General features: G+C 38.9%; 11 protein-coding genes, 22 tRNA genes, 2 rRNA genes and 1 pseudogene (1 of these 36 only partly in view). 3 read left to right on the forward strand and 33 right to left on the reverse strand.

The features are described from left to right. The first annotated feature begins 66 nt into the window (after positions 1 to 66). Complete coding sequence (locus F0362_RS31270; RefSeq protein WP_000911069.1) at positions 67 to 201, forward strand: hypothetical protein; 135 nt, start codon at positions 67 to 69, stop codon at positions 199 to 201. 40 nt (positions 202 to 241) lie between these two features. Here the strand turns inward: F0362_RS31270 and F0362_RS23990 are convergent, their stop codons facing one another. From F0362_RS23990 to glgB, 6 genes are all read right to left on the reverse strand, one after another. Continuing rightward, entirely contained in the window at positions 242 to 799 is a 558-nt protein-coding gene (locus F0362_RS23990) for a GNAT family N-acetyltransferase (RefSeq protein ID WP_000677946.1), read from the reverse strand. Positions 800 to 857: 58 nt separating this feature from the next. Further along, positions 858 to 3,266, reverse strand: a complete 2,409-nt coding sequence (gene glgP, locus F0362_RS23995; protein ID WP_000494072.1) for a glycogen phosphorylase — start codon at positions 3,264 to 3,266, stop codon at positions 858 to 860. Between the two features lie 18 nt (positions 3,267 to 3,284). Continuing rightward, positions 3,285 to 4,715, reverse strand: a complete 1,431-nt coding sequence (gene glgA, locus F0362_RS24000; RefSeq protein WP_002106619.1) for a glycogen synthase GlgA — start codon at positions 4,713 to 4,715, stop codon at positions 3,285 to 3,287. A 112-nt stretch (positions 4,716 to 4,827) separates the two neighbouring features. After that, positions 4,828 to 5,862: a glucose-1-phosphate adenylyltransferase subunit GlgD gene (glgD, locus tag F0362_RS24005; protein WP_000504178.1), complete on the reverse strand. Its 1,035-nt coding sequence runs from the start codon at positions 5,860 to 5,862 to the stop codon at positions 4,828 to 4,830. Positions 5,863 to 5,880: 18 nt separating this feature from the next. Further along, the gene (gene glgC / locus F0362_RS24010) at positions 5,881 to 7,011 is read right to left on the reverse strand and encodes a glucose-1-phosphate adenylyltransferase (RefSeq protein WP_000057608.1); all 1,131 of its coding nucleotides are present in this window, start codon (positions 7,009 to 7,011) and stop codon (positions 5,881 to 5,883) included. Beyond that, entirely contained in the window at positions 6,959 to 8,896 is a 1,938-nt protein-coding gene (gene glgB, locus F0362_RS24015; RefSeq protein ID WP_000111418.1) for a 1,4-alpha-glucan branching protein GlgB, read from the reverse strand. Before glgB ends, glgC begins: the two co-directional genes overlap by 53 nt. Positions 8,897 to 9,333: 437 nt before the next feature. Here glgB and F0362_RS24020 point away from each other — a divergent pair, with 437 nt between their 5' ends. Continuing rightward, the gene (locus F0362_RS24020; protein ID WP_270793326.1) at positions 9,334 to 9,957 is read left to right on the forward strand and encodes a CalY family protein; all 624 of its coding nucleotides are present in this window, start codon (positions 9,334 to 9,336) and stop codon (positions 9,955 to 9,957) included. 30 nt (positions 9,958 to 9,987) lie between these two features. Further along, positions 9,988 to 11,241 (forward strand): annotated as a pseudogene (locus F0362_RS31005) (dockerin type I domain-containing protein); the annotation flags it as partial. A 265-nt stretch (positions 11,242 to 11,506) separates the two neighbouring features. Here the strand turns inward: F0362_RS31005 and F0362_RS24040 are convergent. From F0362_RS24040 to F0362_RS24170, 27 genes are all read right to left on the reverse strand, one after another. After that, positions 11,507 to 12,451: an L-lactate dehydrogenase gene (locus F0362_RS24040; protein ID WP_000715347.1), complete on the reverse strand. Its 945-nt coding sequence runs from the start codon at positions 12,449 to 12,451 to the stop codon at positions 11,507 to 11,509. Positions 12,452 to 12,912: 461 nt separating this feature from the next. Continuing rightward, on the reverse strand, positions 12,913 to 13,893 hold the full coding sequence (locus tag F0362_RS24045; protein WP_149890001.1) for an anti sigma factor C-terminal domain-containing protein: 981 nt from the start codon (positions 13,891 to 13,893) through the stop codon (positions 12,913 to 12,915). Next, on the reverse strand, positions 13,880 to 14,374 hold the full coding sequence (locus F0362_RS24050; RefSeq protein WP_000455498.1) for an RNA polymerase sigma factor: 495 nt from the start codon (positions 14,372 to 14,374) through the stop codon (positions 13,880 to 13,882). Before F0362_RS24050 ends, F0362_RS24045 begins: the two co-directional genes overlap by 14 nt. Before the next feature lie 136 nt (positions 14,375 to 14,510). Beyond that, positions 14,511 to 14,582 (reverse strand) — tRNA-Glu (locus F0362_RS24055). 5 nt (positions 14,583 to 14,587) lie between these two features. After that, positions 14,588 to 14,678 (reverse strand) — tRNA-Ser (locus tag F0362_RS24060). A 6-nt stretch (positions 14,679 to 14,684) separates the two neighbouring features. Further along, a tRNA-Asn gene (locus F0362_RS24065) sits at positions 14,685 to 14,759 on the reverse strand. 7 nt (positions 14,760 to 14,766) lie between these two features. After that, positions 14,767 to 14,843 (reverse strand) — tRNA-Ile (locus tag F0362_RS24070). Positions 14,844 to 14,853: 10 nt separating this feature from the next. Further along, positions 14,854 to 14,924 (reverse strand) — tRNA-Gly (locus F0362_RS24075). 13 nt (positions 14,925 to 14,937) lie between these two features. Further along, positions 14,938 to 15,013: transfer RNA gene (locus F0362_RS24080), tRNA-Lys, on the reverse strand. 10 nt (positions 15,014 to 15,023) lie between these two features. After that, positions 15,024 to 15,099: transfer RNA gene (locus F0362_RS24085), tRNA-Thr, on the reverse strand. 14 nt (positions 15,100 to 15,113) lie between these two features. Further along, a tRNA-Phe gene (locus F0362_RS24090) sits at positions 15,114 to 15,189 on the reverse strand. Positions 15,190 to 15,203: 14 nt separating this feature from the next. After that, a tRNA-Asp gene (locus F0362_RS24095) sits at positions 15,204 to 15,279 on the reverse strand. A gap of 3 nt (positions 15,280 to 15,282) precedes the next feature. Beyond that, positions 15,283 to 15,359 (reverse strand) — tRNA-Met (locus F0362_RS24100). Positions 15,360 to 15,386: 27 nt separating this feature from the next. Continuing rightward, positions 15,387 to 15,479, reverse strand: a tRNA-Ser gene (locus F0362_RS24105). 17 nt (positions 15,480 to 15,496) lie between these two features. Then, positions 15,497 to 15,573 (reverse strand) — tRNA-Ile (locus F0362_RS24110). A 3-nt stretch (positions 15,574 to 15,576) separates the two neighbouring features. After that, a tRNA-Met gene (locus F0362_RS24115) sits at positions 15,577 to 15,653 on the reverse strand. 20 nt (positions 15,654 to 15,673) lie between these two features. Continuing rightward, positions 15,674 to 15,746 (reverse strand) — tRNA-Ala (locus F0362_RS24120). Positions 15,747 to 15,761: 15 nt separating this feature from the next. Then, a tRNA-Pro gene (locus F0362_RS24125) sits at positions 15,762 to 15,835 on the reverse strand. A 10-nt stretch (positions 15,836 to 15,845) separates the two neighbouring features. After that, positions 15,846 to 15,919 (reverse strand) — tRNA-Arg (locus tag F0362_RS24130). A gap of 3 nt (positions 15,920 to 15,922) precedes the next feature. Beyond that, a tRNA-Leu gene (locus tag F0362_RS24135) sits at positions 15,923 to 16,011 on the reverse strand. A 16-nt stretch (positions 16,012 to 16,027) separates the two neighbouring features. Beyond that, positions 16,028 to 16,102, reverse strand: a tRNA-Gly gene (locus tag F0362_RS24140). Positions 16,103 to 16,132: 30 nt separating this feature from the next. Continuing rightward, positions 16,133 to 16,213 (reverse strand) — tRNA-Leu (locus tag F0362_RS24145). A 23-nt stretch (positions 16,214 to 16,236) separates the two neighbouring features. After that, a tRNA-His gene (locus F0362_RS24150) sits at positions 16,237 to 16,312 on the reverse strand. A 9-nt stretch (positions 16,313 to 16,321) separates the two neighbouring features. Continuing rightward, positions 16,322 to 16,397: transfer RNA gene (locus F0362_RS24155), tRNA-Thr, on the reverse strand. 4 nt (positions 16,398 to 16,401) lie between these two features. Then, positions 16,402 to 16,477: transfer RNA gene (locus F0362_RS24160), tRNA-Val, on the reverse strand. Positions 16,478 to 16,481: 4 nt separating this feature from the next. Beyond that, a 5S ribosomal RNA gene (rrf, locus tag F0362_RS24165) occupies positions 16,482 to 16,597 on the reverse strand. A 101-nt stretch (positions 16,598 to 16,698) separates the two neighbouring features. After that, positions 16,699 to 17,697: ribosomal RNA gene (locus F0362_RS24170) — 23S ribosomal RNA — on the reverse strand (it continues 1,923 nt past the right edge of the window).

Raw genomic sequence — 17,697 nt, forward strand, 5'->3', positions numbered from 1 at the left:
ATTGGAAATTACACATTCGTATACTATAATAATATATGAATTTACTTTTGGATGAGGGGACCTTACATGTTAAAGTTTATCTTTGCACTTTTTCTCATTGTAATTTTTTCGGTTACAGGTTTCTTTACATTTTCATACTTTGCGACAGGAGAATATGGTGGAACAGGCATAATCTATACCGCTATCCCATTTCTTTCTTAAGCAAAATAAGTAAACCGAGCTTAGTCTCATTTAGCTCGGTTTACTTTGCGAAGCAATCGTATTCCTGTTTTAAAAGCGAATACACTTTAGAATCACTGTACGTATTATTCATTTTTACATTTTGCCTCAATGTACCTTCATATACCATTTTTAATTTTTGCATCACACGTTCAGAAGCTACATTTCTCACACTACATCTCCCTTCAATACGATTCAAATTTAATTCTTGAAAACCAACTTTTATAACTTGTTCTAACGCTTCAACAATAACTCCTTTCCCCCAATATGTTGGGCTAATTACAGCTCCAATCGATGCACTATTATGTGGCATAAGCCATATTCCACATGTTCCAATTACCTTTTGGTTATCATTCAGCATAATAGACCATATAAGAGCCTTACCATCTCGTATCGTTGTAAACATATTTTCTAATAAACGATGAGTTTCCTCTTTCGTTTTATGTACTTCCCTCGGTACATATGTAGCTGTTTCCGCATTAGAATATACTTCAAATAAATCAGCTGCATGTGCACCGTGTATCTTCGTTAAAATTAACCTATTTGTTTTTAAATCTCCTTGTTCATACATACCCTTCATATGCCATTCACCACACTTCTGTATAATGAGTAAAAGTCCCTTCAAAAGGGACTTTTACTTAATGCTGTTTAACCGTATTACCAATACCCCAAATTTCATTACTGTACTGCAAAATCGTTCGATCGCTCGCAAAATGACCTGATTGTGCAATATTTAAAATTGACATTTCTAGCCATTTCGTTCGATTTTCATAAGTACGCCCTACAGCTTCTTGCCTTTCCGCATATGGACCAAAATCTCGCAAAACGAAATATTCATCATTTTGAATAACGAGAGAATCGTAAATTGCTTCAAATTCAGCTCCCGACTGTGCAAAGAAACCATTCGTTAACTGATCTACTACTTTTTTAATATGCATATTGTGGTGATAATAATCACTTGCACGATATCCACCATTTTGATAGTAATGAAGAACCTCTTCCGCCGTTAAACCGAAAATGAAACAGTTATCATCACCGACCCTGTCTTTTATTTCAATATTAGCTCCGTCTAATGTGCCGAGTGTAATCGCACCATTCATCATAAATTTCATATTTCCTGTTCCTGATGCTTCTTTACTCGCAGTTGAAATTTGTTCACTTACATCCGCCGCTGGGAATATATCTTCCGCTACAGAAACTCGATAGTTTTCTAGAAAGATAACTTTCATATATTGGCTTACGTACGGATCGTTATTTACTTTCCTTGCGAGTTCATTAATTAATTTAATAATTTTTTTCGCATAATAATAGCCAGGTGATGCTTTCGCTCCAAAAATAAAAGTACGCGGATAAAATGTAAAACTAGTATCCTCTTTCAAACGGTTATACAAATATAAAATATGAAGAACGTTTAATAATTGTCGCTTGTAAGCATGCAGTCTTTTTACTTGCACGTCAAAAATAGAATTTGGATCAATTATAACCCCCATTTTATTATGAATACGCTCCGCTAAAATCTCTTTACGCTCTTGTTTTACCTCTGCAAATTTCTCTTGGAAACTCGCATCATATTGAACTGTTTGCAACGCCTGCAGCTTAATCGGTTCTTTCTTCCACTCTGTTCCAATCGCCTCTGAAATAAGGTTCGTCAGCTGCGGATTTGCCTTCATTAACCAACGTCTATGAGCGATTCCATTCGTCTTATTATTAAACTTATCTGGATAAAACTCATAAAACAATCGCATTTCACGTTGCTTCAAAATTTCCGTATGAATTTTTGCTACACCGTTTACGCTATGGCTACCGACAATTGCTAAATGAGCCATTTTCACAAGATCATGTGCAATAATCGCCATATCTTCAATGCGATGCCATTCGTACGGATAACGTTCCCAAAGTTCATGACAGAAACGTTCATTAATCTCTTCAATAATCATATAAATTCTCGGTAATAACGGTTTAAAAATGTGAATTGGCCACTTCTCAAGCGCTTCTGATAACGTCGTATGATTCGTATAAGAAATCGTTTGCGTCGTTATGTGCCAAGCCTCTTCCCATGCTAGTTTTTCTTCATCTAATAAAATACGCATCAGTTCTGGAATCGCTAAAACCGGATGTGTATCATTAATATGAATCGCAATTTTTTCATGTAATTGACGAAGGTCACCATATCTTTCTCTATGCGTACGAACGATATTTTGTAAACTTGCTGATACGAGGAAATACTGTTGTTTTAAGCGAAGTATTTTCCCCTCTTCATGCGTATCATCTGGATATAAAAACTCCGATACCGCCTCTGTTTCACGCTTATATTTCAAAATATCTTTGCAGTTTTGCGGGAAAGGAACTGGTTCAGCATTCCAAAGCCTAAGCGTATTTACAGTACTCGTCTCATAGCCTACTACTGGAACATCATATGGTACCGCCATAATGACTTCTGCATTCGTATGCCTGAACTCTAAACGTCCATCCATTTCTAACGGCTCCACACTGCCAAAATAGCTTACTTCTACAGCTTGATCATGCCTTCTTACTTCCCATACATTTTCATGAAGAAGCCATTGTTCTGGAAACTCAACTTGATAACCATCAACAATTTTTTGATCAAACAAGCCATGTTTGTAACGAATCCCACAGCCGTGTCCTGGTAAGTTTAAAGATGCGAGTGAATCAAGAAAACAGGCTGCTAGACGTCCAAGCCCACCATTTCCAAGACCTGCATCTGCTTCCACCTCTTCTAATTCTTGCAAAGAAATCCCAAGCTCCGAAAGGCCCTGCTCACATACATCCCTGATGCCTAAATTTAAAATGTTACTTCCAAGCAAACGTCCAAGTAAAAACTCAATGGATAAGTAATACATTTGCTTTTGCTCTCCAGACCGATAGCTTTCGTTCGTTGCAATCCATTGACTATTCATATACTCACGTACCATGTACCCAAGCGTATTATATTGATCACGAGTTGTAGAGTCTTTGAAACTTTTCCCATACATCGTCTCTAACTTTTCTAGAAAGGCTGATTTGAAACTTTCAACATGAGTAAACATTTTTTCACCACCTACATGTTATTCCATGAGACTTTTATACAATTTCTTATAAGCAAGAGCTGATTTCTCCCAACTATAATCTTCAGTCATCGCTTGTGTTACAAGCTGTTCCCATACCGGCTTATCGTGATAAAATTCAATTGCACGGCGAACCGTATACAACATGTCATGTGCATTGAAGTTCGTAAAACTGAAACCATTTCCTTCTCCTGTTTCTTCATCATAAGATTGTACAGTATCGTTTAATCCACCTGTTTCTCTTACAATCGGAATCGTACCGTACGCTAATGCGATAAGTTGTCCAAGTCCACACGGTTCAAACAGTGACGGCATTAAAAATAGATCGCTTCCCGCATACACTTGATGCGCAAGTTCCTCATTAAATCCGATATATACCTTCACCTTCTCTGGATACTCATATGCCATCCATTCAAAGAACTGCTCGTATTCTGAATCACCGGATCCTAAAATGATACATTGTACATCTTCTTCCATTATTTCACGGAATACAGTACGTACTAAATCAAGACCTTTTTGTTTCGTTAATCTCGTGACCATTGCAATAATTGGTGTATCCTCTTTTTCTGGCAAACCAAAATAACGCTGCAATGCACGTTTATTTTCATTTTTTTCATATAATGACTCTGCATCATACTGAGCTGTAATATACGAGTCCGTTTCTGGGTTATATACGCTCGTGTCAATTCCATTTACAATGCCACTCAGCTTATCATTATATTTTCGTAGCAATCCATCTAATTTCTCACCGAAAAACTCATATTGTATTTCTTCTTTATATGTCGGGCTAACCGCTGTAATTTGATCAGAAGCGATAATACCGCCTTTCATAAAGTTCACATTTCCATAAAACTCTAGCTGCTCACTATGAAAATATTCATCACCAAGCTCTAACAGGTCGTACATCACTTCAGGAGAAAATACACCTTGGAACTGCAGGTTATGAATTGTATATACCGTTTTAATACGCTCATATAATGGGTTGTCTTGATACTTTTCGCGAAGTAAGAAATTAACCATAGCGGTATGCCAATCATGGCTATGAAGAACATCCACTTCAAAATCAAGATGCGGAATACACTCTAAAACTGCCTTCGAAAAATAAGAAAAACGCTCTCCGTCATCATAATGACCGTACAAAGAATCCCTCTTAAAATAATATTCATTGTCTATTAAATAATACGTAATCCCGTCTTGCTCACCTTTTAAAATTCCGCAATATTGATTTCTCCAGCCAAGAGGAACGTTAATTACTTTATGAAGCGTACATCCATCTCTTAATTTTTGCGGAATAAGACTATAATTCGGAAGTATAATACGTACATCCACACCTAATTTTTTAAGCTCTTTTGGGAGCGCACCTGCTACATCAGCTAATCCTCCCGATTTAACAAACGGTACACATTCTGATACTGCAAATAAAATATTCACTTGTTGTCCCACTGCTCGAAAAGCATATATTACTCTTCTTGCAGCTTCCTCCCTTCGAGTTTTCATTTAAATTAAAACTTTAATCAGTGGAGGAAAGACCCCCACTGATTCTTCAAGAATAACTATTAATCGTACTGTTTTGAATGCTTCCTTTTTCTACAACGTACGGCTCATCGGTGTTTCCTTTTAAAACGACACCGTCACCAATTTTCACGTCTTTATCAATAATAACACCGTCTATTATACAGTTATCTCCAATTTGGCTCTTTTGCATAATAATACTATTACGAACAATTGAACCTTTTCCAATTTTAACAGAACGGGAAACAACACTGTTTTCTACTTCCCCTTCAATAATACTGCCATTTGCAATCATTGTATTTTTCACGACTGCACCCTTTAGGTAACGAGTTGGTGGCTCATCTTTTACTTTCGTAAAAATCGGTGCTTCTTTCTTAAATAATTGCTTCCAAATAGCAGGTTGCAAAATTTCTAAGCTATGTTTATAGTAACTTTCAATCGAGTCAATAATAGCTACATATCCTGTATGCTCATACGTAGCAATATGCAGTGATTTTCCGCGCTTTTCTCTCACTACATCAAATAAACTGTATTGCTCCACATCTTTATATGTCTCAAATAAATCTAACAATAATTGTTTCTTTAACACGTATGTTTGAAGCGAAACCCCTTCATGGCAAACTTCAGTAATATCAGCTGCCGTATGTATATGCCGCTCTAACACCGCCTGGAAATTTAATGCTGTTACGAGATGGCTATTCGTAATAACAACGTATTCTTCTCTGCTTCTTAGAAAATAATCAATATGTCTTCTAAAATGTGCAAAAGATCCAAACTCATCTTGGTCACATTGGCAATTTGGTGGGAATAAAAACAATCCGTCACGTTTTCTATCTAAATCCCACTGTTTCCCTGAACCAACATGGTCCATTAACGAACGGTTTTTATGGCTTGTAAAAACCGCCACACTATGAATATTAGAATTCACCATATTGGAAAGCATGAAATCAATGAGTCGATAACGGCCCCCAAACGGTAGCGCCGCTAGTGAACGATGCCCTGTTACTTTCTGTAAGGAAGTAAAACTTCCCGTTGCATTAATAATTCCTAACATTTTTTCTCCCATTCATTTCATCCCCCTTTTCTATTTCCCTTCAGCAATTAATACTACATCGTCAACATTTTTTTCTGGACGAATGATTGTTCCATCTTCAATAACCATTTCCGATCCAACAATTGCTCTTTCAATCACAACATTTTTCCCAATCTTCGCTCCTGGCATAACGACGGAATCAATAACCATACTACCTTCTTCCACCGTCACCCCTTGGAATAAGACAGAATGCTTCACGTCCCCTTCAATGACGCACCCTTCGTTAATCAGTGATTCTTCCACTTTTGCCTTTTCCGCAATATATTGAGGCGGTTCGTTTGGATTGACAGAATAAATACGCCAGTTACGATCATTTAAATTCAATGATGTTTCATCGCGAAGTAAATCCATATTCGCTTCCCATAAGCTTTTCACTGTTCCAACATCTTTCCAATATCCTTCAAACGGATACGCCATTAGCTTCTTCCCTTCATCTAATAAAAGCGGAAGTACATCTTTTCCGAAATCATTACTAGATTCAGGATTTCTTGCATCCATTTCTAAATACTCTTTCAAAATTGCCCAGTTAAAAATATAGATTCCCATTGATGCAAGATTACTTCTTGGAAATTGCGGTTTCTCTTCAAACTCAACAATTTCCATCTCTTCATTCGTATTCATAATGCCAAAGCGACTCGCTTCATCCCAAGGCACTTCAATAACAGAAATCGAAACGTCCGCTTCTTTCTCAACATGGTAATCTAGCATTTTACTGTAATCCATTTTATAAATATGATCGCCTGATAAAATAAGGACATACTCTGGTTCGTACTGACTTAAATAGTTTAAGTTTTGATAAATGGCACTTGCCGTACCTGTGTACCACTTCACACCTGAAGACTCCGCATAAGGAGGTAATACTGTGACTCCACCGTTTACTCGGTCTAAATCCCAAGCATTGCCGATTCCGATATAATTATGAAGTTCGAGCGGTTGATACTGCGTCAAAATCCCAACCGTTTCAATACCAGAATTCGCACAATTACTTAACGTAAAATCAATAATGCGATATTTACCACCAAATGGAACAGCTGGCTTGGCTAAATTTTTTGTCAATGCACTTAAACGACTACCTTTTCCCCCTGCTAGTAACATTGCTACGCACTTTTGTTTTTGAGCCATCTTGTTTTTTGCTCCCCTTTCTAGTCTTCACTGGTCGTAATATGGATACGCCAAATGGTGGAATTGTAATTTCTACATGTGCCTCTTGATTATGGTACGGTTCTAGAGTCGCCTTAAGACGTTTTTTATTCACTTGCCCCGAGCCGCCATATTGCTCCGCATCACTGTTTAAAATCTCGTTATAATACTCGAAATCTGGCACACCTACTTTATAGTTTTCATATGTAGCTTTCGTAAAATTACATACGACAACTAACGCATCTTCTTGTTTATCTCCTTGGCGAATAAACGAGAAAATACTTTGCTCATTATTATTAGCATCAATCCACTGAAATCCTTCAGGTGAATGATCAAGCTGCCAAAGTGGTTTTGAGCGCTTATACAATGCTATGAGCTCTTTAAAGTAATCATGCATATAACGATGCATTTCAAAATCATGTAAATTCCAATCTAAATCTTCAAGGTCTTTCCACTCATCAAACTGCCCAAATTCTCCTCCCATGAAAAGTAATTTCTTTCCTGGATGAGTAAATAAATATCCATATAATAAACGAAGCTGAGCAAACTTATCCCAGTAATCTCCTGGCATTTTATTTAATAACGACTTTTTCCCGTGAACGACTTCATCATGAGAAAGCGGTAATATGAAGTTTTCAGAGTAAGCATATAGTAAAGAGAATGTTATTTTCTCATGAATATACTTCCTGTATTCAGGTGCACACTCCATATATTTCAGCACGTCATTCATCCAGCCCATATTCCATTTGTAATTGAATCCAAGTCCACCTTCATAAGTTGGAGCTGTTACAAGTGGCCAAGCTGTTGAATCTTCTGCTGTCATAAGAAAGTCTTCATCCTCTGCAAATACCGCTTCATTTAACTCTCGTAAAAATGAAACAGCGTGCTCATTACTTTGCTCCTGTCCTTCTTTATTCCAGTACAACATATTCGCAACTGCATCCACCCTGAAACCGTCAATATGGAAATATCTCATCCAAAATAACGCATTTGAAATTAAGAAATTACGTACTTCCCTTTTTCCTAAATCAAAATTGACAGTTCCCCATACTTGGTTTTCTTGTACATCCTTATCTTTATATTCATAAGTCGGTGTCCCATCAAACAAATATAGACCGTGAGCATCTTTACAAAAATGCCCCGGCACCCAATCTAAAATGACACCGATTCCATATTTATGACATTCATCGACAAAATACATCAAATCATGTGGTGTGCCGAATCTACTCGTTGCTGCATAATATCCCGTCCCTTGATATCCCCAAGAACGATCATATGGATGCTCAACAAGCGGCATGATTTCAATATGTGTAAATTGATGTTCCACCACATACGGAATGAGTTCTTCTACCATTTCCCTATAAGAATACAGCGTTCCATCTTCTTTCTTCTTCCAGGAACCGAAATGTAATTCATAAACTGTCATCGCTTCTTTATAAACCGGCTTTTTCTTTTTCTTACGACTCCAGTTTTTATCATTCCATTCGTATCCCCTCATATCAAAAACTACAGATGCCGTATTCGGTCTTACTTCTGCATATACAGCGTACGGATCTGCCTTAAAAATGACGTCACCAGCCATCGTTTCAATCGCATATTTATATATTTCCCTTTCTTCAATATGCGGTATAAACAAGGACCAAATTCCCTCTTCTGTCTCTTGTAGCATCTTATGTTGCTCATAATCCCATTCATTAAAATCGCCAACAACACTCATTGCTTTCGCATGAGGAGCCCATACTGTAAATCGTACCCCTCGCATCTCATCTTCCGTCACAATATGTGCGCCAAAGATGCTATAACTCTCATAGTACTTTTCTGTATGAAACTCATCTCGTTTCACTTTTTCACAATTTATTACACTCAATATGCTCACCTCACTAAGATGACAGAATTTTTTATACTTTAACTATTTCTGCAAAAAACTGTGATATCCTTGTTAATTTATAAAAAATATTCGTTTTTTTCTTAAAAACGTTGGTTTTTCTTCACATTTCCGTGTAAAATATCGAATTTTGACGAATATTCATTGCAAACGCTTCATTTTCCCCTATCTTTTTTACTATCATTTTTTCTCAACCTCTATTTTATTAGGTTTATCCTATTTTTCATGCTATTTTCTACTTAAAACCGCAGCAAAACAATCTGTCATAAAAAAATATTTCTCAATATTTTTTGTCATAATTTTATTGAAATGCAAAATTCATCAGCATATACTCGTTCTCAATAAAGAACATTACACTTTCGTAAATATAATTCATACTAGAATACTGTGTTTACTTTACGAACGTTTCATAAAAAATCATATTAGGGGGCTTTCTTAGGTCATTGAAACAAAAAGTAGGAATGGGAGTTGTCACAGCAACGCTTGGCTTATCACTTACATGCGGCGGTGTATTCGCCTACTTCAGTGATTCTGAAACATCTAGTAACTCATTTCAAGCTGGAATACTAGATCTTTCTATTAATCCAAGTGTAATCGTTGATGTGAAAGATTTAAAGCCAGGTGACTTTATTGAAAAAAATTTCACGCTTGAAAATAAAGGGTCATTGGATATTGCAAAAGTAGCACTTGAAACATCCTATGAAGTTACAGATGCAAAGCTAAATAATGACGGTGAAGATTTAGGCGACCACATTATCGTAAAGTTTCTAGTGAATGATGGAAAGCCATCGAATCCAAACGATGATCATGAAATTTTGTGGGAAACAAAACTATCAAAATTAAAAACTATGAAACCTGAGGATGTAGCTACATCTTTAGAACGTCATAACTTAATAGACGGTATTACATCTGGTGAAACAGATTATTTACACGTGCTCTTCTCCTTTGAAGACAACGACCAAGATCAAAATAAATTCCAAGGTGATTCCTTACAGCTAAACTGGACATTCCATGCCGAGCAAACAAAAGGCGTGGAGAAATAATTTTTAAAATACAAATTACCGGAGGCCTATAAAGGTTTAAACATTACGCAAGAAGCGAACGGAGTTATGTATTATGACTATTCTCCATACTTGCATAAGTTTTTACCTATTAATGCAGATGGTGACTTTAAAGTTGGCATTACCCCTGAATCCTTTAAAGTAGAAGGACCAATGAACACAGGCGTATATATTTTCGATTATGCAACTGCAGGTCCTGATTATCCAAGCGGTGTAAATAACTATTGGTTTATCCCACAAGGTGCTCAATATGCGAAAACTAGTTATGATAAAAAAGAAGTATACAAAAATGATGAACTTACTGTAACACTAAACGCAAAACACGTAAAACAATTTGTTGCAGGGGAATTTAACGTAAAATTCCTAGAGAAAAATTTCAAATTTGCAAATGCGAAATTGAATCCTGCTTTTGAAAAGCTACTTTCTGAAAAAGGTGTAATCGCAAAAGTGAATGAGCCGAAATTAGAAGCCGGTTCTGTTACAATAGGCGGATCTATCGATGATAAAAACTTCGCCGGATTAGATGGTGATTTCCCGTTCATTGATGTAACTTTCAAAGTAGAAAATGATGAATTTTATGAAGCAAATGCTCAATTAGAATCACCAATTTTTGTTTACTGGAAACAAGGTGAAACAGAACCGAATAGAATGCGTGTACTTCAAGATCAAACATTCTCAGTTATGTCCTTAAACTCACTAGTAGAAGGAAATATTAAACCTGGTGCATTCTTAAATGAACGTGGATATTTAGATGAAAAGCTCGATTATACAAAGCTTGGTGTAAAAGTATATGCAACTGATTCTTACCGTCATAAATTTGAAGGCTCACTAGATAAATACGGATACTTCAAACTGAATGGACTTCCTGTTAATAATCGTGACTATAATTTATACTTAGAAGTACCAGGGCATTTAACAAGCCGTCTAACAACAAAATTAGGTACTGAAAAAGATGGTAAGCTACTTGGCCAATATTATTATGCACGACCTGATGAAAACCTTGCCGGTGATGTAAATGGTGATAAAGTCATTGATATTAAAGATGCTGAAATTATCGCTAGCAACTATGGTAAAAAAGGAGTATCTGTAAAAGGCGGCGACCTTAATAGCGACGGAATTGTCGATGAAAAAGACATTCGTTTCGTTGAAAAGAACTTCTTGAAAAAAGGACCAGATGCATCTAAATCACAAACAGCTGTAGAAAAATCAAAAAGCGGTACACTCGCAAATATTTTAAAGAAATTGGGCTTAACGCCTAAAAAATAATAAAGTGAAACTTTAATCAGTGGGGGGTTTGTTCATCCCCACTGATTATTAGCCCACACCAATCGGGGTCTTACTGCCCGGCAAATAGCGGGATAAAAAAGAGCACTCTACTTTACGTAGAGTGCTCTTTTTCTATAAACGACCCTTATCCAGCAAAAGGGGTATATTGGGGATATACAAGGGAAACCGGAAAAGGAATTTATATTAAATTATATAAGTTCAGAGGTAAGAAGCAGTTTCCCACCTCTGAATTATTTAGCAATTATTATAGTACTGGTGCCATTGTTTCTTTTAATACTTTTACAGAATGAGCGAATTTCACTTTTTCTTCTTCATTTAGCTCAAGTTCTACAATTTCACGTACACCTTCGCGGTTAATTACAGCTGGAACACCTACGTAAGCATCTTTCTCACCGTATTGACCTTCAAGGTATGCAGATACAGTTAATACGCTGTTCTCGTTGTTTAAGATTGCTTTAGTTACACGAAGTAGTGACATACCGATTCCGTAGTAAGTTGCACCTTTACGCTCGATGATATGATAAGCTGCATCACGTACGTTTTCGAAAATTTTATCTAAGTCTTCTTGATTGTACTGTTCGTTGTTAGCTAAGATTGTTTCTAGTTTTTGTACACCGATAGTAGCGTGGCTCCATACTGGAAGTTCAGTATCACCGTGCTCACCAACGATGTAAGCATGAACGTTACGTGGATCTACATCTAAGTAGTCACCTAACATGTAACGGAAACGAGCAGAGTCTAAAGTTGTACCAGAACCGATTACGCGCTCTTTTGGTAGACCAGATTCTTTCCAAGTTACGTAAGTTAAAATGTCAACTGGGTTAGTTGCGATTAAGAAGATCCCATCGAATCCGCTATCCATAATACCGCGAACGATTTGTTTAAAGATCTTTGTATTTTTCTCAACTAAGTCTAAACGAGTTTCACCTGGTTTTTGTGGTAATCCCGCAGTGATAACTACTAAATCTGCATCTTTACAATCTGCATAGCTACCGCTCCAAACTTTTGTTGGTGATGGAGAGAATGGTACCGCATGGCTTAAGTCCATTGCTTCCCCTTCTGCTTTTGCTTCATTAACATCTACAAGTACAAATTCTTCAGCTACACCTTGGTTGATCATTGAGTAAGCGTAACTACAACCTACAGCTCCTGTTCCTACTAATACTACACGATTGATACCTTTTTTCATGTTAATTTCCCCTCTCTATTGTTCACATATATTTTTTTATGATTGTTTAAGTAATTAATTAAAATACTAATTTAATGTTGTTTAACTTCTTTACATTCATATTGTAGCACGTATCATTGTGAATTACTTCACAAATTATGACCTATTTGTGAATTTTTTCACATAGAGTGTAAAGTTATTGGAATAGGTGTGGAATCCATTTCAATGGAGGCGTTTTCTTTAGATTGTGAAAGGGTTTTTCTTATGGTTTTTGTCGATAAGTGAAATTATATCGGCGATTATTAGAATATATCGACCGTAACTCCAAATATATCAGCGATTATTGAAATTTATCGATCGTAACTCAAATTATATCAGCGATTTTTGCAATATATCGACTTACCGACAAAACTCGACAATAATGACAACATAAAAAGCTGTCTCCAGTAGATTACTTATTGGGAGACAGCTTCTTCTATATATTATTTATTTTCCGCAGTAGCCCCTAAAACAGCAGCTTTTACGTAATTTTGACCGTTTAATTTTTGTAAATCCACAGCCGTTCCCGTCACAACAACACCGATAACTTTTACATCTTGCTCACTTGGTTTTATTTTCTTTCCTTTTAGGTAGTCATATATACGTTCATATTCCTCATAATACTTTCCCTTTTGCTCCAGTCCATTTTGAATTGCTAAAAGAAAATCTTTTTCCGTTCCATTTCCAAATTCAATATCACCTGGTTTTGCTTTAAAACCGTACACATTATAAGCACTTTCGGTCATATCATCAATAGAATATGATTTTTTATCATCATACGTATCTACCCAATACCAAACAGGATGCACCCCTTCTGGAAGTATCTCTTTTATTTCAGACACTTTATACGGTTTATCAAAAGATATAGCCAATTCAGCTACTTTCTTTTCATCTTTTATTTTCTCTATATCATTTATATAACGATTATATGAAGCAACTGGGAGATAAAACTGCATCTCTCTTTCCATCGTTTGATTATTATACAATTCACTTGTCTTATTAATACGTTCATTCCCCATTACAACATTATCTGATATTGTTAATGGATTTACATTCGATAATCGGCGAAATGTATTCCAAACTTTATACTCATACACTTCATCTTCCCACTTAACAGGTTTCCCTTCAATAACCTTATATGTTTTATACTCTACTGTGCTTTTAAATAAACCGTTAGAAGTAATTGCTACGCCTCTTTCCGTATTAGGTCTTGTAATTTGTCTTATCATATTTAAGTCACGATCCATAGTTAAGTAAGCTCTATTGTTCAATTGTGAAATTACTATTATAAAACCAAAGAATAGAACAATAAAAAGTGAAATCGAAATTACTGTAATTTTTAATAATTGTCTTCGCTTCGCCTTCTTCAACATTTTTGATACTTTACTTGAATCTATATCAAAATCGAAATCATCTCTGCTCATCTTCAAACCTCCCATACAGCTTTTTAAACTCATTGCGAGCCCTATACAAAGAAACACGTACGGTCTCTTCTTTCATCTCTAATACGGTTGCTATCTCCTTATATGAGAGTTCATAGTCATACTTTAATAAAAGAATATGTTTATATACTGGATTCATCTTTCCAAGTATGCTTTGTATTTCTACTTGAAGCTCTTTTCTTAAAAGTGGTTCATCTAATCCTTTTGCTCCAATTAATTGAACAGATTCAATCGGGATTTGTTCAATACGCTGTTGCCTTCTTGCTAGATCACGATGCCTATTAATCGCAACTTGAAATAACCATGTTTTTATATACGTAATTTTCATATTCGGTATAGATACTAATGCCTTATGTATCGTGTCTTGAACGATATCTTCTGCTTCTACTGGTGGTACTCCAATTTTAAGTAAATACCTATAAATGCTTTTAGATGTTTCTATAATGATTTTTTCATACTCCATCGCTCTCTCCTTTCTATTAGTTAGACGATTCAAATAGAAAAAAGTATACAAGAAATCCATAAAAAAAAGCAGACTATCCAAAGCCCACTTTTACACAACAAAAAAGAGATAGCAGATTATGCTATCTCTTTTAGTATGACCCGTACGGGATTCGAACCCGTGTTACCGCCGTGAAAGGGCGGTGTCTTAACCACTTGACCAACGGGCCAATTCTGGCAGAGAAGAAGGGATTCGAACCCTCGCACCGCGTTCGCGATCTACTCCCTTAGCAGGGGAGCCCCTTGAGCCACTTGGGTACTTCTCTATAATATGGCTCCGCAGGTAGGACTCGAACCTACGACCGATCGGTTAACAGCCGATAGCTCTACCACTGAGCTACTGCGGAACAATTATGGTGGGCCTAAATGGACTCGAACCATCGACCTCACGCTTATCAGGCGTGCGCTCTAACCAGCTGAGCTATAGGCCCATAATTGAAAAGCGGGTGAAGAGAATCGAACTCTCGACCAGAGCTTGGAAGGCTCTTGTTTTACCACTAAACTACACCCGCATTAAATTGTAAATGGTGAGCCATGAAGGATTCGAACCTTCGACCCTCTGATTAAAAGTCAGATGCTCTACCAACTGAGCTAATGGCTCATTTTGAAAGTGGTGCCGGCTAGAGGACTTGAACCCCCAACCTACTGATTACAAGTCAGTTGCTCTACCAATTGAGCTAAGCCGGCTTGCGATTTCAAAATGGTGGCTCGGGACGGAATCGAACCGCCGACACGAGGATTTTCAGTCCTCTGCTCTACCGACTGAGCTACCGAGCCTTTATGTAAAAAAATGGCGGTCCCGACCGGGGTCGAACCGGCGATCTCCTGCGTGACAGGCAGGCATGTTAACCACTACACCACGGGACCATTTGGTTGCGGGGACAGGATTTGAACCTGCGACCTTCGGGTTATGAGCCCGACGAGCTACCGTGCTGCTCCACCCCGCGATGATAAAATATTTAATTTAGAAAAAATGGAGGAGGTAGAGGGATTCGAACCCCCGCGCGACTCTCGCCGCCTGTCGGTTTTCAAGACCGATCCCTTCAGCCGAACTTGGGTATACCTCCGAGATATAAACTTTGAGTGGTGGACCTTGTAGGACTCGAACCTACGACCGGACGGTTATGAGCCGTCTGCTCTAACCAGCTGAGCTAAAGGTCCTTATGGTAGCGGCGGAGGGGATCGAACCCCCGACCTCACGGGTATGAACCGTACGCTCTAGCCAGCTGAGCTACACCGCCATAAGTAATATAAAAATAAGTGGAGCCTAGCGGGATCGAACCGCTGACCTCCTGCGTGCAAGGCAGGCGCTCTCCCAGCTGAGCTAAGGCCCCATGTTTTTGGGAATATCGGGAAGACAGGATTTGAACCTGCGACCCCCTGGTCCCAAACCAGGTGCTCTACCAAGCTGAGCCACTTCCCGTTAATAAAAGCGCGCCCGAGAGGAGTCGAACCCCTAACCTCTTGATCCGTAGTCAAACGCTCTATCCAATTGAGCTACGGGCGCATATGGTGCCGAGGGCGGGGGTCGAACCCGCACGGTGGTCACCCACCGCAGGATTTTAAGTCCTGTGCGTCTGCCTGTTCCGCCACCCCGGCATGTCATATTGAAAATTGGAGCGGAAGACGGGATTCGAACCCGCGACCCCAACCTTGGCAAGGTTGTATTCTACCACTGAACTACTTCCGCAAGACATGTTATGAGATATTTTATTAAAAGTGCGGGTGAAGGGAGTCGAACCCCCACGCCAAAGGCGCCAGATCCTAAGTCTGGTGCGTCTGCCAATTCCGCCACACCCGCATATTAATTTATTTAAGAAAAAATGGGGCGACTGATGGGAATCGAACCCACGAATGCCGGAGCCACAATCCGGTGCGTTAACCACTTCGCCACAACCGCCATAGTTACTGGTGCCGACTAGAGGACTTGAACCCCCAACCTACTGATTACAAGTCAGTTGCTCTACCAATTGAGCTAAGTCGGCTAAATGGTGGAGGATGACGGGATCGAACCGCCGACCCCCTGCTTGTAAGGCAGGTGCTCTCCCAGCTGAGCTAATCCTCCATTTGCCTGGCAACGTCCTACTCTCACAGGGACAAGGTCCCAACTACCATCGGCGCTAGAGAGCTTAACTTCCGTGTTCGGTATGGGAACGGGTGTGACCTCTCTGCCATCATTACCAGACTGTATTCATTTAAGACAAGAATTATTGTAACTTATTTAACTTTTAAAGTCAACAAGTTTTTTATATTCTTTCAAAACTAGATAACATTGCTTCATATTATATGGTTAAGTCCTCGATCTATTAGTATTCGTCAGCTCCACATGTCACCATGCTTCCACCTCGAACCTATCAACCTGATCATCTTTCAGGGATCTTACTAGCTTACGCTATGGGAAATCTCATCTTGAGGGGGGCTTCATGCTTAGATGCTTTCAGCACTTATCCCTTCCGCACATAGCTACCCAGCTATGCCCTTGGCAGAACAACTGGTACACCAGCGGTGCGTCCATCCCGGTCCTCTCGTACTAAGGACAGCTCCTCTCAAATTTCCTACGCCCACGACGGATAGGGACCGAACTGTCTCACGACGTTCTGAACCCAGCTCGCGTACCGCTTTAATGGGCGAACAGCCCAACCCTTGGGACCGACTACAGCCCCAGGATGCGATGAGCCGACATCGAGGTGCCAAACCTCCCCGTCGATGTGGACTCTTGGGGGAGATAAGCCTGTTATCCCCGGGGTAGCTTTTATCCGTTGAGCGATGGCCCTTCCATGCGGAACCACCGGATCACTAAGCCCGACTTTCGTCCCTGCTCGACTTGTAGGTCTCGCAGTCAAGCTCCCTTATGCCTTTGCACTCTACGAATGATTTCCAACCATTCTGAGGGAACCTTTGGGCGCCTCCGTTACACTTTAGGAGGCGACCGCCCCAGTCAAACTGCCCACCTGACACTGTCTCCCGGGTCGATAAGACCCGTAGGTTAGAATTTCAATACAGTCAGGGCGGTATCCCACCAGCGCCTCCACCGAAGCTAGCGCTCCGGTTTCAATGGCTCCCGCCTATCCTGTACAAACTGTACCAAAATTCAATATCAGGCTACAGTAAAGCTCCACGGGGTCTTTCCGTCCTGTCGCGGGTAACCTGCATCTTCACAGGTACTATAATTTCACCGAGTCTCTGGTTGAGACAGTGCCCAAATCGTTACACCTTTCGTGCGGGTCGGAACTTACCCGACAAGGAATTTCGCTACCTTAGGACCGTTATAGTTACGGCCGCCGT

This window comes from Bacillus sp. BS98, from assembly GCF_008432245.1.
Lineage (GTDB): Bacteria > Bacillota > Bacilli > Bacillales > Bacillaceae_G > Bacillus_A > Bacillus_A toyonensis.

Excerpts from the sequence above, each read along its gene's own strand:
- F0362_RS31270 (WP_000911069.1), top strand. The coding sequence starts at position 67 with ATGTTAAAGTTTATCTTTGCACTTTTTCTCATTGTAATTTTTTCGGTT.
- glgP (WP_000494072.1), bottom strand. The coding sequence starts at position 3,266 with ATGTTTACTCATGTTGAAAGTTTCAAATCAGCCTTTCTAGAAAAGTTA.
- glgD (WP_000504178.1), bottom strand. The coding sequence starts at position 5,862 with ATGGGAGAAAAAATGTTAGGAATTATTAATGCAACGGGAAGTTTTACT.
- glgC (WP_000057608.1), bottom strand. The coding sequence starts at position 7,011 with ATGGCTCAAAAACAAAAGTGCGTAGCAATGTTACTAGCAGGGGGAAAA.
- F0362_RS24050 (WP_000455498.1), bottom strand. The coding sequence starts at position 14,374 with ATGGAGTATGAAAAAATCATTATAGAAACATCTAAAAGCATTTATAGG.
- F0362_RS24040 (WP_000715347.1), bottom strand. The coding sequence starts at position 12,451 with ATGAAAAAAGGTATCAATCGTGTAGTATTAGTAGGAACAGGAGCTGTA.
- F0362_RS23990 (WP_000677946.1), bottom strand. The coding sequence starts at position 799 with ATGAAGGGTATGTATGAACAAGGAGATTTAAAAACAAATAGGTTAATT.
- F0362_RS24045 (WP_149890001.1), bottom strand. The coding sequence starts at position 13,893 with ATGAGCAGAGATGATTTCGATTTTGATATAGATTCAAGTAAAGTATCA.